Genomic DNA, 15,566 nt, shown 5'->3' with positions numbered 1-15,566 from the left:
CTCCGGGCGGAGCGCCCCGGCGGACCGGCACAGCCGCCGCCGTCGACCAGGGCCCGGCCGCCCCGAAGCCGCTGCCGGCGCGGCCACCAGCGCCGCCCGCCGGCACGGCCGCAGCCGCCGGCGGCAGTGACGCGAACCCAGCGACCGGCGCGCTCTCGGTACGCCCGCCGCGCTCGGAGGTTGTCCGGCGCACCACCGAACGCGACGAGGCGATGAACGCCAAACCGCTGGCCGGGCGCATCCTGCAGGTGGTGCTGGCGGTGCTGTTCCCGCCGCTCCTGATCATCGGGGCCATCCGGCTGGTGGCCACGCCGCTGTTCCTCTGGATCGAGTACCACCGTCCCGGGTTCCCGGCAGACAGCTTTGGCTTCAGCACCGAGGAGCGGATGACCTACGGCTCCTATGCGGTGGACTACTTGCTGAATTTCGCCGGCCCGCGGTACCTGGGAGACCTCTCCGGCCCCAACGGCGGAAGCCTGTTTTTGGACTCCGAGGTCAGCCACATGGCCGACGTGAAGGGCGTGTTCCTCGCGGCCATGATTGCCGGGGCGGTCCTGCTGCTCCTGGCCGTCGTCGCGGCGGTCTACCTGGCCCGCCGCTACCACGGAGGCATCCGGCGCGGCCTGTTCGCCGGTTCTGCCGCGACGCTGATCCTGGTCCTACTGCTGGGCGTCCTGGGGGCGCTCAACTGGCAGCAGTTCTTCACCGAGTTCCACCGGATCTTCTTTGCCGACGGCACTTGGACCTTCTTCGTGGACGACACCTTGATCCGCCTCTTCCCCGCACAGTTCTGGATGGACGCCGGAATCGTCATTGCCCTGCTGGTGCTGATGGTCTCCTCGCTGGTGCTCGCCCTGACCTGGCCGACCCGCGGGCGCCGGAACCGGAGCGCCGCGGCTGCCGAAGAACGGCGCCGCCGGCACGAACTGCTGCTCGCCCGCGAACAGGACTGAGCTGCAGGGCCTAGCGGTACAGTGATTCGATCTCGCCGGCGAAGTCTTCCAGCACCGTGACGCGCTTGAGCTTCAGTGACGGCGTCAGGTGCCCGGAGGCCTCGGTGAGATCCTGCCCCAAGACCGTGAACTTCCGGATCTGCTCGGCCCGCGAGACCAATTGGTTGGCCTGGTCCACGGCTTGCTGCAGCTCGGCCAGTACCGCCGGGTCTTCAGCGGCATCGGCCACGCTGACCGGGCCGCGTCCGGCCGAGGCAAGCCAGCCCGCCAAGCCCTCTTCATCCAGGCAGACCAGGGCCCCGACGAACGGGCGTCCCTCGCCGACCACTACCGCCTGCGAGACGAGCCGGTGTTCGCGCAACGCGTCCTCCAGCGGGCCCGGAGCCACATTCTTGCCGCCTGCCGTTACCAGCAACTCCTTTTTCCTGCCGGTGATGGTGAGGTAGCCGTCGTCGTCCAACGTGCCGACGTCCCCCGTGCACAAGAAGCCGTCCCGGAAGTACTCGGCATTGGCCTCGTCGTTATTGTGGTAGCCGGGGGTGATCCCGATTCCCTTGATCAGGACCTCGCCGTCGTCGGCGATCCTGACGGTGGTGCCGGGCAACGGCAGTCCCACGGTGCCGATCCGGTTGGCCCGGGGCAGGTTCACCGCCGCAGGGGCGGTGGATTCGGTCAGTCCGTACCCTTCCAGCACCGGCACGCCGATGCCGGTGAAGAAATGCGCGAGCTTCGGATTCAGGGCCGAAGCGCCGGAGACGGTGTACTCCACATGCCCGCCGAACGCCGCGCGCAGCTTTCCGTAGACCAGCCTGTCGAACACGGCGTGCCGGGCCTTAAGCGCCAGCCCGGGCCCGGCGCCGGTGCCGCGTGCCTGCGCATCCCGTGCCCGTGAATAGGCGACCGCCGTCTGCGCCGCCGCGTCGAAGATCCTGCCCTTGCCGCCGTCTTGCGCTTTCTGCCGGGCGGTGGCGTAAACCTTTTCGAACACACGCGGAACCACCAGCAGGAACGTGGGCTGGTAGGTGCCTAGGTCCTCGATCAACTCGGCCATGCTCGAGGTGTGGCCCATCTTCACTCCGGCGGTCAGGCAGATCACCTGCACTGCCCGGGCCAACACGTGGGCCAGCGGCAGGAACATCAGCGATTTTGCGTCCGGACGCTTGAGGATGTCCGCCAGGAACTCCACGGTGTTGACCGCCAGTTCCGCGAAGTTGCCATGGGTGATGATGCAGCCGCGCGGCCGCCCGGTGGTGCCCGAGGTATAGACCAGCGAGGCCGCGTCGTGCATGCCCCGGGAGGTCCGGCGCAGTTCCAGTTCCTCGTCGGTGACGGCGGTTCCGCGGGCCTCGAGCTCGGCCAGCCCCTCGGCCTCCCCGTCCAACTGCCACACCGGCAGCCCGGCTGGCAGCCCGGACATGGCCTGGCGGACCACCGCGGCCTTGGCGGCGTCCTCGGCGAACACCAGTTTCGCCGCCGAGTCCTGCAGGATCCACTGCACCTGGTGCGGGGACGACGTCTCGTAGATCGGAACCACCACCGCGCCCGCGAACCAGCCGGCCAAGTCCACCACCGTCCACTCGAACCGGGTCTTGGACATCACGGCAATGGTGTCTCCGGCTTCGATGCCCGAGGCCATCAGGCCCTTGGCCACGGCGCTGACCTGCGCCAGGAGCTCGGCGGCCGGAACATCCGACCAGGCCCCGTTGCGCTTGACCGCGTAGAGGGCCCGCTGCGGGTCGCGCTGATGCTGGGCCACCAGGATGTCGGTGATGTTCGACCCGGCCGGCATCGCTGCCAGGACTTCGGTTACTGCTTCGCGCACTTCGTGCCCACTTTCTGAATCCGGTAAAAGTCGTGTTGTCTTGCCTGCATCAAATCCAACTGGGCATCCACATCCGCCAGCGCCACTGGTCGTAGCCGATCATCTCTGCGGTCCAGACGGGCAGGAAGAACGCCGACACCAGCAGCGCCGCCGCCACGAAGAGCCCTACCACCAGCACGCCTTGGCGCCGGCGCCACGGCGGATCCGCCGGCCGGCCCAACGCCAGCCCGAGCACGTAGGTCAGGGCCAGTATTAGGAACGGCTGGAAGGAGATCGCGTAGAAGAAGAAAGTGGTTCGGTCGGGGTAGAGGAACCACGGCAGGTAGCCGGCCGAGACCCCCGCCAGCACCGCACCCGCACGCCAGTCCCGCCGCCCGGCCCAGTAGAAGAGCAGCACCAGCAGCGAGGCAGCGGCAGCCCACCAGACGAGCGGGTTGCCGACCACCGTGACCGCCTCGGAGCATCGTGTGGCCGCCCGGCAGGCGCCCTGGCCGGCCTCCTCGGCATGGTAGTAGAACGACGTCGGGCGGCCCATGAACAGCCAGGTCCAGGCGTTGGATTCGTACGGGTGTTCGGAATCCAGGCCGCTGTGGAAGGTGTAGGCGCTGCGGTGATACTCGGCCAGCGAGCGCAGCCAGTCCGGCAGCCAGCCCCACGTCGCGGACGGGTTCGACGCCGCCCAGTGTCGGTCGTAGGCACCGTCCGAGCGCAGCCAGCCGGTCCAGGTCGCCAGATAGGTCAGCGCCGCAGCCGGAATCATGGTGAAGAAGGCCGGCACCCCGTCGCGGATCACGCCGGCGGAGAACCACTCCCTGATCCCCGCGGTACGCCGGGCGCCAAGGTCCCAGAACACACACATCAGGCCAAACACCGCGACGAACGCCAGCGCCGACCACTTGGTGCCCACGGCCAGCCCGAGGCAGACGCCTGCGGCCAGCCGCCACGGCCGCCAGAGTACCCACGGGCCGTACAGCAGCCGCGCAGGGTGCGGTATCCCGGAGGGGCCGGTCTGCCGGGCGATCTTCGCGGCCAGCCGGCGCCGTCCGTCGGCGCGGTCCAGCAGCAGCGCGCCGAACGCGGCGACCACCCAGAACATGAGGAACACGTCCAGCAAAGCCGTCCGGGAGTGGACCAGATGGTGCCCGTCGATGGCCGTCAGCAAACCGGCGACCCCGCCCAGTGCCGGCGACTTGAACAATGCCTGCGCGATCAAGGCGATCATCAGGATGGACAGCGTGCCGGTGAGCGCGGCGCCGAAACGCCAGCCGAAGCCGTTGTCGGAACCGAAAAGCCACATGCCGGCGGCGATCATCCACTTGCCGACGGGCGGGTGCACCACATATTCGGGGGTATCGAGGAGGACATCCGGATTGCCCGCGTTGAAGGAGTCGTTGGCGTCTTTGGGCCATTCGCGTTCGTAGCCGGACTGCAGGTAGGAGTAGGCATCCTTGACGTAGTAGGTTTCGTCGAATACCAGCGAACCCGGTTCGCCCAAGCGGTAGAAGCGCAAGACTCCGCCGAGGACGGCCGTGAGCACGGGGAGCAGCCAGGCCCAGAGGCCGAACCGGCCCGGAACTCCGAGCAGTCGCCGGCGCAGCGCCGCCTCGCTGAACGCCCATCCCGGGGATTCCAGCCAGCCGCCGCGCCGGGCAGCCGTAGCCGGCCGGGACGCGGTTCGGGTCACGGCCATCATGTTACCGACCGGTAGGTGCGGGGGTGTGCGGGGCCACGAGCCGGGACGTCGGCTGCCGAAGGGCGGTCCTCGCTGCAGTGGGGCACATACCGACTCTATATAAGGAGCCGGCGAAAGAGGTGAACGCCGCAGGTAGGGTTGTCCATGTGAATGAGCAGGAACGGGGCGCCCCGGCAGCGCGGCAGGCAGGGCAGATCGTGTTGGCCGGGACGCCAATCGGAAACGTCGGGGACGCGTCGCCGCGGCTGGTCGAGTTGCTCCAAACCGCCGATGTAGTCGCGGCCGAAGACACCCGCCGGCTGCACAAGCTGCTGCAACTGCTGGGCATCACGGCCGTCGGCCGGATCATTAGCTACCACGAACACAACGAGGCGGCCCGTACCTCCGACCTGCTGGACCTGGTCCGTGCCGGCAGCACCCTGGTGATGGTGACCGACGCCGGCATGCCGGCGGTCTCGGATCCCGGTTTCCGGTTGGTGGAGGCGGCCGTGGCGGAAGGTCTGGTGGTCACGGCCGTGCCCGGGCCGTCGGCCGTGCTCACGGCGCTGGCGCTGTCCGGCTTGCCCACCGACCGCTTCACCTTCGAGGGCTTCCTGCCCCGCAAGCAGGGGGAGCGCGCCGCGCGGCTTGCGGAGCTCGCCGCCGAGCGGCGGACCATGGTCTTCTTCGAGGCGCCGCACCGGTTGGCGGCCATGCTGCGGGCTCTTGATGCCGGGTTCGGCCCGGACCGCCGCGCCTCGGTATGCCGGGAGCTGACCAAGCTGCATGAAGAAGTGTTGCGCGGTCCGGTCCGCGAACTGCTGGAGTGGGCAGAAACCCATGAGGTGCGCGGTGAGATCGCCGTGGTGGTTGCCGGGGCGCCGGAAGCGGCACCTGAACAGCCCGAAGACCACGTGGAAGGCGTCAACGCGTTGGTTTCGCAGGGTGCCCGGCTCAAGGACGCGGTGGCCGCCGTCGCGGCCGATGCCCGGGTGAGCAAGCGCGAGCTCTACGCCGCGGTCCTGGCCACCCGGACCGGCGGCGGGCGCTGATCCCTGAGCGATGCAGGCGCCGGCGGCAGCCGGGGGATGTCGTAATCTGCGCGCTCTGTGACCTGACCCCGGCCCTCGGATTGGTATTGTCGATCTGCACAGTAGGGACCGTTGAACGTAGTGCACCCTCGCATTTACACCCGTGAAGCGGAACACCTACCGTGAAGGAAACCGGGCAACTGTGCCCACGGACTCAACCCCGAACACTTGGAGGCACCGCCATGGCTGAAACCGCAGCCCGCGAAGCAGAACTGCTCGCCAAAGTACCCACCGGCCTGCTGATCAACGGCGAATGGCGCGACGCCTCCGACGGCGGGACCTTCGACGTCCACGACCCCGCCACCGGCAAGGTGCTGGCCACCCTGGCCTCGGCCACCAGCGAGGACGCGCTCGCGGCCCTCGACGCCGCAGACAGTGCGCAGGCAGCCTGGGCCCGCACGGCTCCGCGCCAGCGCGCCGAGATTCTCCGCCGCGCCTTCGATCTGGTGACCGAGCGCTCCGAGGATTTCGCCCTGCTGATGACCATGGAGATGGGCAAGCCGCTGGCCGAATCCCGCGGCGAGGTGGCCTATGGCGCCGAATTCCTGCGCTGGTTCTCGGAGGAGGCGGTCCGCGACTATGGCCGCTATCTGACCACGCCGGAGGGCAAGAACAAGATCCTGGTCCAGCGCAAGCCGGTCGGCCCCTGCCTGCTGATCACCCCGTGGAACTTCCCGCTCGCCATGGCTACCCGCAAGGTCGGCCCGGCCGTAGCCGCCGGCTGCACCATGGTGCTCAAGCCCGCCAAGCTCACCCCCCTGACCAGCCAGCTCTTCGCCCAGACCATGATGGAGGCCGGCCTCCCCGCCGGAGTGCTGAACGTGGTCTCCTCCAAGAGCGCTTCCGGCATCTCCGGGCCGCTGATGCAGGACTCCCGCCTGCGCAAGGTTTCCTTCACCGGCTCCACGCCGGTGGGCAAGCAGTTGCTCAAGGACGCCGCGGACAATGTCCTGCGGACCTCGATGGAGCTCGGCGGCAACGCCCCGTTCATCGTGTTCGAAGACGCCGACCTGGACAAGGCTGTCGAGGGAGCCATGGCTGCCAAGATGCGCAACATGGGCGAGGCCTGCACGGCCGCCAACCGCTTCCTGGTCCAGGCCTCCGTGGCCGAGGAATTTACCACCAAGTTCGCCAACGCCATGAAGGCCCTCAAGCCGGGCCGCGGCACCGAAGCGGACACCACGGTGGGCCCGCTGATCGATGGTGGCGCCCGCGAGGACGTGCATGCCCTGGTGACCGCCGCCGTGGAAGCGGGCGCAACCGTCAGCACCGGCGGCGGGCCCGTGGAAGGCGACGGCTACTTCTACCAGCCGACCGTGCTGTCCAACGTTCCGAACGACGCCGATATCCTGCAGAGCGAAATCTTCGGCCCGGTGGCCCCGGTGACCACGTTCGAAACCGAAGAGCAGGCCATCGCGTTGGCCAACGCCACCGAGTACGGCCTCGCCTCCTACATCTACTCGCGCGACGTGAACCGCATGTTCCGCGTCTCCGAGCAGATCGAGTTCGGCCTGGTGGGCTACAACGCCGGCGTGATCTCGAACGCCGCCGCCCCGTTCGGCGGAGTGAAGCAGTCCGGAATGGGCCGCGAGGGCGGCGCGGAAGGCCTGGACGAGTACACCAGCGTCCAGTACATCGGCATCGCGGACCCCTACGCCCGGTAGTTCAGATCCGTCGACCGGCCGTCCCCAGCGGGCGGCCGGCGGCGGAACAGCGACGCCGGCCAAAACAGCCCGGCAAGGCGTCGCCGCCATCCGGCCCGCTCCAGGAGCCGGTCCTTGACGGTTTCCACATCAGACCACCGTGCGGTTTCGGCGCCGCCCGGTGCCGGTGCCTCCGGAGCCGCATAGGCGGCCCGCTCGTAGCCGGCCCGCAGCCGCGCCAAGGCGGCAGAAGATTTCCCGGTGACCACGCCGGCGTCGTCGAGGCGCTGCTGGAAGGCCCTGGGTGTTTCCGTTGCCGCGGCCGCCCAGCCGAGGTCTTCGGCGGTATCCACGGCTTCCGCCCACGTGGCCACGGCGGCCCTGCCGCCTCCTCCGGCCAACGCTGCCCTGCGCCAGCCGGTACGCCGGCGGCGCAGCACCAGCGGCGTCAACAGGACGGCCAGCACCATGGCCGCGGCTGCCGCCGACCACAGCCGTTGCGAGAGCATGTCTTCGCCCGCGGGACCGGCGGAACCCGAGGCAGCCGGATTTCCGGGGTCGTCGGTGGCGGCCGGAGGCGGTCCCGCCGGCCTGAGCGGGTCGTCGTTGGGAAGCACCGGGCCACCTGCGCCTTCGGGCCGGGCGTAGGCCGGCAGCACCCCCCGTGACGGCGTGGGCTCGAAGGTGACCCAGCCAATTCCGCTGAAGTAGAGTTCCGGCCACGAATGGGCGTCCCGGGAATCAATCTCGAATTCCTCCAATTCCCCGCCGGCACCGTCGTCAATGACCGCGCCGGTGGGGCGGCCCGGAGCATAGCCGACCGCCATCCGGCTGGGAATTCCTGCGATCCGGGCCATGATGGCCATCGTCGCGGCGTAGTGGATGCAGTAGCCGGACTTTTCCTCCAGGAACGCTGCCACGACCTCGAAACCGCTCTGGTCGTAGCCGCCGTCGACCGGCGCCTGTTCCGAGTACACGAATCCGGATGTCCGAAGGTACGTCTGGATGGCCATGGCCTGCTCGTACGGGTTCTCCAGACCCTCCAGCACGGTCGCTGTGGTGTCTGCAATGATGCCGGGCATGCTGTCCGGGAGCTCGGAGAAGACGGGATCGACGATGGGATTGTTCGACGGCTCCGAAGCCCGCAGCGCTTCCCTCGTCAGCGCCGGCCTGACGCTGCGGACTTCGTACTCCTGGTTGGCCGTGGTGGTACCGGACTCGCCGCGGATGTTGAGGGTGCGGGGATCCCAGCTCCACTTGCCGCGGACGCCCGAGATCCGCGCCGGAGCGTAAGGGGCCAGCAGCCAGGGGCTGGTGAAGGACGCCGTACTGATCCGCGTGGTGGTCACCTCTCCGTCGGACAGCAGGTTCCGCACGCTCGGCACCTCGAGTTCGTCGATGCCGGTGCGGCGGTGGCCGTCGAAGTCGCTCGGGCTCCAGCGCGCGCCGGTGAGGTTCTCCAGCGTGACCGAGCGCAGGTAGAGCGGTTCCTGCGCATCGGTGGCATAGGTCATCCTCCCGAAGGCGCCGGGCCGCCGGAGGTTGTCGCCCAGGCTCACCACGGGATTGAGGCCCGTCGGCGCACCCCAATTCAGCCGTGAACCCTCCGGGAACAATCCGGACGTGAAGCCCGGGATGGCCAGCGGGAGCACCAGCGAGACCGCGAGGCCGGCCGCCGCTATGCCGGAGGCGCGGCGGATCTGCTCGACGGAGGCCAGCCGGCCCCTGCCGCTGCCGCCGGCGGCCAGCCACTGGGCGCAGCCCAGCAGCAGCAGATAACCCGCCGCGGCGGCCAGGAAACCCGCCGCCCCGATACTGTTCGGTTTGATGATGGCCGGAACGATGGCCAGGCCCAGCAGGCCCAGGCCGCTGATGGCAGGCATCTGCAGCGGAACCGTCAGCGTATCCACCAGCAGGGCGATCAGCCCCACTCCCACGCACGCCGCCAGCGCGATGCCGTCGTTGACCAGCACCGGAGCGACCTGCGAGACAACGGTGTCCCGGGCTTCCTCCATCAGGGGATCCAGGGCAGCGAACGTGTCGGGTCCCGGGATCACGCCCAGGAAGCCGGTCGGCGCCAGGAACATCGCCGTGACGGACATCACCAGGCCGGCCAGTCCCAGCAGGGCCCCGGCCAGCGCCGACCAGTCCAGCCGGCGGGCCAGCCCGGTGCCGGCCTCTGTGCAACAGACCGTCACGGCGGCTTGGAAGAGCCAACTCCAGCCCTCGAGGACCCCGTGCAGGCTGGCGGCGGTGAGCAGGACGGCAAGTGCGACGGCGGCGCTCATCAACCACGGTGCGAGGCCGGGGGAGGGCGGCCGCCCGCCGCTCGGGCCGGGTGTTTCGGGGCCGCGGAGTTCTGCCTGTTTGTCCACCATGAGGGTCACGGGGCCGCTCCTGTTCCCACCGGTTCGATCCGGTCGACCAGGTCGAAGTGCGCCCAGGCGGCCGGCAGCGAGGCCTTGGGGCTGACCGCCACGGTCCGCCAGCCGCCGGCGCGCAGCACGTCCATGACGGGCCGGGCCTGTTGCGGTCGGTCGGTGACGATCAGGGCGAAGGCATGGGAGCCGAATGCGGCGGCAGGGGCCAGCAGGCGCGCTTCGCCGCTGCTGATCTGGCCCAGGACCGCGACCAGCGGCCCCTTGTACTTGTGTGCCGCAAGTTTGTCCATCAGCCGGTCCCCGAAGGCGGGCTCTCCCTGGTGCCGGTCGGACTTCTTGTGGTCTTCGGCCAGCCCCAGCGCGGCCAGCCCCTCGGCGAGGTCCTGGTAGCCCGCCGGCCCGTCGAAATCATCCTGGCCGGGCGACGGGGCCGACGGGGACTCCAGTACTGCTGCCCGGGCATGGACGTCGAGGAACCGGACGGTGTAGTTGCGCTGCAGGAAGTCATTGGCAGCGGAGGCCACAGCAGTGATGGCCCACTCGAAGGAGGGCGAAGTGTGCAGCAGGTCCCCGTGCTGGCCGGAGCCATCGCCGAAGGAGGGCAGCAGGCCGGCGCCGTAGGCCGAGGCCCGGCGGTCCAGCACGATGGTCGCCTGCGGCGTGGTCACCGATTCTTCCTGGCGGACCATGAGCTCGCCGTGACGGGCCGTCGCCGCCCAGTGGACCCGGCGCATCGGATCGCCGTACCGGTATTCGCGGGTCATCACGTCGTCGTCGCTGGGGTTGGCTTGTCGCCGGGTGCTTGCCGTGCCGTCCGAACCCCGTGCGCCGGTCAGCGAGGTGGCGGGCAGTTCCACCGGGGACGGCGTCACCACCAGCGGGCTGGTTTCCCCCAGCTGGTGCCGGTGGTTGGCCAGCCCAAAAGGGTCGGAGAAATCCGCCGTCACCGGCCCGATGGCGAACAGCCCGCGCTTGCTGGAACGGAGCTTGTATTCGTACACGCTCGCCCCGGAACGGGACGGGTGCCGCGCCGGGAACCGGAAGGACGGCGCCTTGCCGAAGCGCAGCGGCAGCTGCTCTTCCATGTACACCAGTCCCGCCAGGCCCCCGCTGCGGCGCACCGACAACCGGACCTGGACCACGAGGCCGGTTTCGACGGCGGCGGGCCGGAACTTCCGCTCCACGGTGAATTGCGGCTTGAGGAGCACCATCGCCGCGGCGGCCAGCAGCGGCAGGCCGATCAGGAACACCCCCAGGGTGAGCAGGTCCCGGCGGCCCAGGATCTGCGCCAGCAGCAGTGCCAGCACGCCGGCCGCCAGCAGGCCCCACCCGCGCAGCGTGACGTACCGGGTGGGCAGCCAGCCGAACGCGTCCATGGCCGTCAGGAGGAAGCGCGGCGGGATTCGCCGCCCACGGGAACCTTGGCCAACACGGAGGCCACCACGCTGGAGGCGTCTTCGCCGGCCGTCATGGCCTTGCGGTCAAGGATCAACCGATGGGCCAGCACGGCCTCGGCAACGGCGGCTACATCGTCGGGGAGGACGAAGTCGCGGCCGCTCAGGGCCGCCGTCGCCTTGGCCGCACGCAGCAGCTGCAGCATGGCCCGCGGGCTCGCTCCCAGCCGGAGGTGCGGATGTTCGCGGGTGGCCCGGCCAATGTTGACCGTGTATTCCTTCACCGCGGGCGAGACATAGACATCGCGGACCGTGGCCACCATGCTGCGCACCTCGCCCACCGTGACCACCGGGCGGACTCCCTCCAGCGGCGAGACGGACTGGTGGGTCTCCAGCATTTCCATTTCGGCGCGGGGATCCGGATAGCCCATCGAGATCCGGGCCATGAAACGGTCGCGCTGGGCCTCCGGCAGCGGGTAGGTGCCCTCCATCTCGATCGGATTCTGGGTGGCGATCACCATGAAGGGAGTGTCCAGCGGGTAGGTGTTGCCGTCCACCGTGACCTGGTGTTCCTCCATGCATTCGAGCAGCGCCGACTGCGTCTTGGCCGAGGCGCGGTTGATTTCGTCGCCGATGACGATGTTCGCGAACACCGGCCCGGGGCGGAATTCGAACCGGTGCATGTCCTGGTTGTAGATGGAAACACCGGTGACGTCGGAGGGCAGCAGGTCCGGCGTGAACTGGATCCGGTGCACGCTGCAGTCGATGGTCTTGGCCAGCGTCTTCGCCAGCATGGTCTTGCCGACGCCGGGCACGTCCTCCAACAGCAGGTGCCCTTGGGCCAACAGCACCGTCAGCGCCAGCCGTGCCGCCTCGGACTTGCCGTCGATGACGGTCTCGATCGCCGCCCTGATCCGGCCGCAGGCGTCGTGGAACTCCGTCAGCGCGAGGCCCTCGCCAGGCCCCAGGCCTGCTTGATCGGAGTGGACGGTCCCGGCCTCTGCCATGTGCTGCTGCGTATCCATGAAGTACCTTCCGGTGTGCCTTCCCCGAGGGCCGGTTGTTCCAACCCTACTTGTTGGCTGTGTGATGCGGTAGACACTCGCACGCCGCTTTGGCACGCCCGCTTCCCATCACGCCGGTACCGCACCCGGCGCTTCAGTAGGCTGGAATCATGTCCCATGCTCCAGCCGCCGTTGCCGGCGAAACTCCTCCCGCCTACACAGTTGACAGCACCGCAGCCCGCACGACGGCGGTGCGGAGCCCCACCGAGGGGGACGGCCGGCGTCGTGATCTCAGCTATCCGCCGGCCCCCGAAGCGCTGCCCGTGCCGGTGATGGACAACCACACACACCTGGACTTCCGCGACGGACTGGTGGCGGTCACGGTCCGGCAGGCGATGGATGCTGCCGAGGCGGTCGGCGTTGCCGGCGCCGTCCAGGTGGGCTGCGACCTGGAATCCGCCCGCTTCACGCTCCAGGCTGTCGAGGCCGAGCCGAGGCTGCTGGGCGCGGTGGCCATCCACCCCAATGACGCACCCCCGCTGGCCGATGCGGGGACGCTGGAGGAGGCCTTGGCGGAGATCGAGTCGATAGCGTCGCACCCGAGGATCCGGGCCATTGGGGAGACCGGACTGGACTACTACCGGACCGGAAGCGGAGGCAGGGGCGCCCAGCAGGAATCGTTCCGCCGCCACATCGACATGGCAAAGCGGCTGGGCCTGGCCCTGCAGATCCATGACCGGGACGCGCATGACGACGTGGTGCGCGTGCTGCTCGAGGAGGGCGCTCCCGAGAAAGTTGTCTTCCACTGCTTTTCCGGTGACGCAACGCTGGCCAGGACCTGCAACGACAACGGCTGGCACATGTCCTTCGCGGGAACCGTCACCTTCAGGAATGCCGACGGCCTGCGTGAGGCCCTGGCGACCGCGGAACCGGCCCTGGTGCTCGCCGAGACCGACGCGCCGTTCCTGACCCCGCATCCCTACCGGGGACGGCCGAACGCCAGCTACCTGGTGCCCTACACCATGCGCTCGATGGCCGAGGTCCTCGGGAAGGACCTGGCGCAGTTATGCACAGAGGTGGCGGACAACACGCGGCATGTCTACGGCTCCTGGCAGCAGGAATAACACGCGGGTATTTTTCCCGGCTGGACCGGAAACGGGCAGGTCGGCGCGCCCGAACGAGGGGACGCAATCCCATCGGCCGGTGCTGCCGGCCGATGGCCGCGCTTGTCGCCATGTCACGTTTCGATTACGGTAGGTAGCTAATGGCCGGGGTCGGGGAAGGCAACCGGACATTGTGACACCCGTGGCGGTAGCCGTTGGACGTTCCGTTCGTACGCCCAAACATCCGCTGCGGGTGCTGCCTGCACTCGCACCGTGCCGTTAAGAGCGGCACGTCCCACGCGCGTGTCTTTATGTCCCCGTGCCCGGAAACTGCAACAGATTCGGGAACCGTGACAAACGCGCTGAAGAACCGCTGGGTGAAGATCGCCGGCCAGGTCGTCGTCATGACCGCCCTGGTCCTGGGACTGGTGGCCTTTGTGGGCAATAACAAGTCGGTCACCCTGACCGTGGACGGGCAGGCCAGCACCGTCTCCACGTTCGGTTCCACCGTTGCAGACGTGCTGGCCGAATCCGAGGTGCACGTCGGCGAGCTCGACGACGTCACCCCGGCGGTGGGCGAAGAAATCACCGACGGTGCCAGCATCGAAGTGGTTACCGCCAAACCCGTGGACGTGAACGTGGACGGCGAGGCCTCCACCGTGCACACCACCGCCGCCACCGTCAAGGAACTGCTGGACGAACTGGAAGTCAACGAAAAGTCGGCCCTGTCCGCCCCGCTGACCGCCGAACTGGCCTCGGTGGGCGCGGTGACCATCTCGACGCCGAAGAACGTTACCATTGCGGTCGACGGCGAGACCCGCAAGGAAGTCACCACCGCGACCACCATCGGCGACCTGCTGAAGGAACAGAAGATCAAGCTGGGCAAGGAAGACAAGCTCTCCGTTGCCGCCGCCGAGCCGATTGCCGAAGGCACCAAGGTCAAAGTGACCCGAATCGACCGGGAGCGTGTGGAGGAGGCCGAGCCCGTCCCGTTTGAGACGGCCACCACGACGAACTCCGCCATGTACGAGGACGAAGAGAAGGTCACCCGCGCCGGGGAGGCCGGCGAACGCGTCAAGGTCTACGAAGTCGTCCTGACCGACGGCAAGGAAACCGACCGGAAGCTGGTCAGCGAAAAGGTCACCCGCGAACCGGTCAGCCAGAAGGTCACGGTCGGCACCAAGAAACGCCCGGCCAAGGTCAACAACGCCAACGTCGGCGGGAGCTGGCAGGCGCTCGCCGAGTGCGAGTCCGGCGGCAACTGGTCCATCAACACCGGCAACGGCTACTCCGGGGGACTGCAGTTCAGCGCAAGCTCCTGGCTCGGCGCCGGCGGCGGCAAGTACGCGCCCTACGCCTACATGGCCACGCCCTCGGAGCAGATCGCCACCGCCGAAGTGCTGCGCAGCAACGGCGGCTGGGGCCACTGGCCCGCCTGTGCTGCCAAGCTGGGACTGCTGTAGGCATCCCGCCAGAGATCCACGGCCTCGGGCCCGGGCCATGCCGCCCGGGCCCGAGGTCCGTTAACCGGTCGGGGCCGCCGCGGCAGCGGGCCGCGGCCCGATACGATGGCACAGTGACAGAACCCCACTCCGCATCCGGCACCGACTCCCGGCACGACGCCGGGGAAGCCGCGCCCGCCCCCACCCGGCCCTTGCTCGGAGCCGCCGACGTCCGGCGGCTCGCGGCCGAACTGGACGTGCGTCCCACCAAGACCCTCGGGCAAAACTTCGTGATCGATGGGAACACCATCCGCCGGATCGTGGCTGCCGCCAATGTTGTCCCCGACGAAACCGTCCTGGAGGTCGGTCCCGGTTTGGGGTCGCTCACGCTCGGGCTGCTGGATGCGGCCGGGCATGTGGTCGCCGTCGAAATCGATCCCAAACTCGCCGCCCGGCTGGAACGCACAACGGCCGAATGGCGTCCCGACGCCGCCGGGCGCCTGGACGTGGTGCTGGCGGACGCGCTGCGGGTCACCGAACTGCCCAAGGCCCCGGATGCGCTGGTCGCCAACCTGCCCTACAACGTGGCCGTACCGGTGGTGCTGCACCTGCTGGAGCATTTCCCGTCGCTGCGGCACGGCCTGGTCATGGTGCAGGACGAGGTGGCCGACCGGCTCGCGGCCAAGCCCGGCTCCAAGATCTACGGTGTGCCCAGCGTCAAGGCCGCGTGGTACGGCACCATGCGCAAGGCAGGCGTGATCGGCATGAACGTGTTCTGGCCCGCCCCCAAGATCGCTTCCGGGCTGGTGGAGTTCACCCGCGGGCAACCGCCGGTGACCCGCGCCCCGCGCCGCGAAGTGTTTGCCGTCATCGATGCGGCGTTCGCGCAACGCCGGAAGACCCTGCGCGCCGCACTGGCCGGATGGGCCGGCAGCGCCGCCCGGGCGGAGGAAGCGCTGCGGCTGGCCAACGTGGACCCAAGCGCCCGCGGAGAGGTGCTGGACATTGCCGCCTTCGCCCGCATCGCCGAGTTCAACCATCCGCTTGTCGGCTAGGAAGGT

11 protein-coding genes are annotated in these 15,566 nt (G+C 69.0%); 6 read left to right on the top strand and 5 right to left on the bottom strand.

Features of this window, described 5'->3' with window-relative positions:
• On the top strand, nucleotides 1-953 hold a 953-nt coding region (locus tag AC5RVD_RS11695; protein ID WP_494126996.1), incomplete at its 5' end, for a TIGR01906 family membrane protein.
• Between the two features lie 10 nt (nucleotides 954-963).
• On the opposite strand, the gene AC5RVD_RS11690 is transcribed toward AC5RVD_RS11695, so the two are convergent.
• Together AC5RVD_RS11690 and AC5RVD_RS11685 are read right to left on the bottom strand one after the other, a co-directional pair.
• The gene (locus AC5RVD_RS11690; protein ID WP_494111552.1) at nucleotides 964-2,775 is read right to left on the bottom strand and encodes an AMP-dependent synthetase/ligase; all 1,812 of its coding nucleotides are present in this window, start codon (nucleotides 2,773-2,775) and stop codon (nucleotides 964-966) included.
• A gap of 49 nt (nucleotides 2,776-2,824) precedes the next feature.
• Nucleotides 2,825-4,465, bottom strand: a complete 1,641-nt coding sequence (locus tag AC5RVD_RS11685; protein ID WP_494126995.1) for a dolichyl-phosphate-mannose--protein mannosyltransferase — start codon at nucleotides 4,463-4,465, stop codon at nucleotides 2,825-2,827.
• 149 nt (nucleotides 4,466-4,614) lie between these two features.
• Here AC5RVD_RS11685 and rsmI point away from each other — a divergent pair, with 149 nt between their 5' ends.
• Nucleotides 4,615-5,499, top strand: a complete 885-nt coding sequence (gene rsmI, locus AC5RVD_RS11680; protein ID WP_494111550.1) for a 16S rRNA (cytidine(1402)-2'-O)-methyltransferase — start codon at nucleotides 4,615-4,617, stop codon at nucleotides 5,497-5,499.
• 221 nt (nucleotides 5,500-5,720) lie between these two features.
• Complete coding sequence (locus tag AC5RVD_RS11675) at nucleotides 5,721-7,202, top strand: NAD-dependent succinate-semialdehyde dehydrogenase (RefSeq protein WP_494108070.1); 1,482 nt, start codon at nucleotides 5,721-5,723, stop codon at nucleotides 7,200-7,202.
• Here the strand turns inward: AC5RVD_RS11675 and AC5RVD_RS11670 are convergent.
• Genes AC5RVD_RS11670 through AC5RVD_RS11660 form a run of 3 tightly spaced genes read right to left on the bottom strand, consistent with a single transcriptional unit; the run spans nucleotide 7,190 to nucleotide 11,981 of the window.
• A complete protein-coding gene (locus tag AC5RVD_RS11670; protein WP_494126999.1) occupies nucleotides 7,190-9,559 on the bottom strand; it encodes a transglutaminase TgpA family protein in 2,370 nt (789 codons plus the stop codon). The two genes, AC5RVD_RS11675 and AC5RVD_RS11670, sit on opposite strands and share 13 nt — an antisense overlap.
• Nucleotides 9,560-9,564: 5 nt before the next feature.
• Nucleotides 9,565-10,938, bottom strand: coding sequence for a DUF58 domain-containing protein (locus AC5RVD_RS11665; protein WP_494126994.1), 1,374 nt, complete (start codon nucleotides 10,936-10,938; stop codon nucleotides 9,565-9,567).
• A gap of 5 nt (nucleotides 10,939-10,943) precedes the next feature.
• On the bottom strand, nucleotides 10,944-11,981 hold the full coding sequence (locus AC5RVD_RS11660; RefSeq protein ID WP_494111548.1) for an AAA family ATPase: 1,038 nt from the start codon (nucleotides 11,979-11,981) through the stop codon (nucleotides 10,944-10,946).
• Between the two features lie 149 nt (nucleotides 11,982-12,130).
• Here AC5RVD_RS11660 and AC5RVD_RS11655 point away from each other — a divergent pair, with 149 nt between their 5' ends.
• The 3 genes from AC5RVD_RS11655 (at nucleotide 12,131) to rsmA (ending at nucleotide 15,560) form a co-directional block, all read left to right on the top strand.
• Complete coding sequence (locus tag AC5RVD_RS11655) at nucleotides 12,131-13,084, top strand: TatD family hydrolase (protein WP_494126993.1); 954 nt, start codon at nucleotides 12,131-12,133, stop codon at nucleotides 13,082-13,084.
• Between the two features lie 329 nt (nucleotides 13,085-13,413).
• Nucleotides 13,414-14,526 carry a resuscitation-promoting factor gene (locus AC5RVD_RS11650; protein WP_494126992.1) on the top strand — a complete coding sequence of 371 codons (1,113 nt, stop codon included), beginning with the start codon at nucleotides 13,414-13,416 and terminating at the stop codon, nucleotides 14,524-14,526.
• Nucleotides 14,527-14,717: 191 nt separating this feature from the next.
• Nucleotides 14,718-15,560, top strand: coding sequence for a 16S rRNA (adenine(1518)-N(6)/adenine(1519)-N(6))-dimethyltransferase RsmA (gene rsmA, locus AC5RVD_RS11645; RefSeq protein ID WP_494126998.1), 843 nt, complete (start codon nucleotides 14,718-14,720; stop codon nucleotides 15,558-15,560).
• Nucleotides 15,561-15,566 lie beyond the last annotated feature (6 nt).

It is taken from the genome of Arthrobacter sp. THG-b23 (assembly GCF_059091265.1).
The sequence above is the reverse complement of the archived record's forward strand: the minus strand, read 5'-3'. Positions and strand labels throughout refer to the sequence as shown.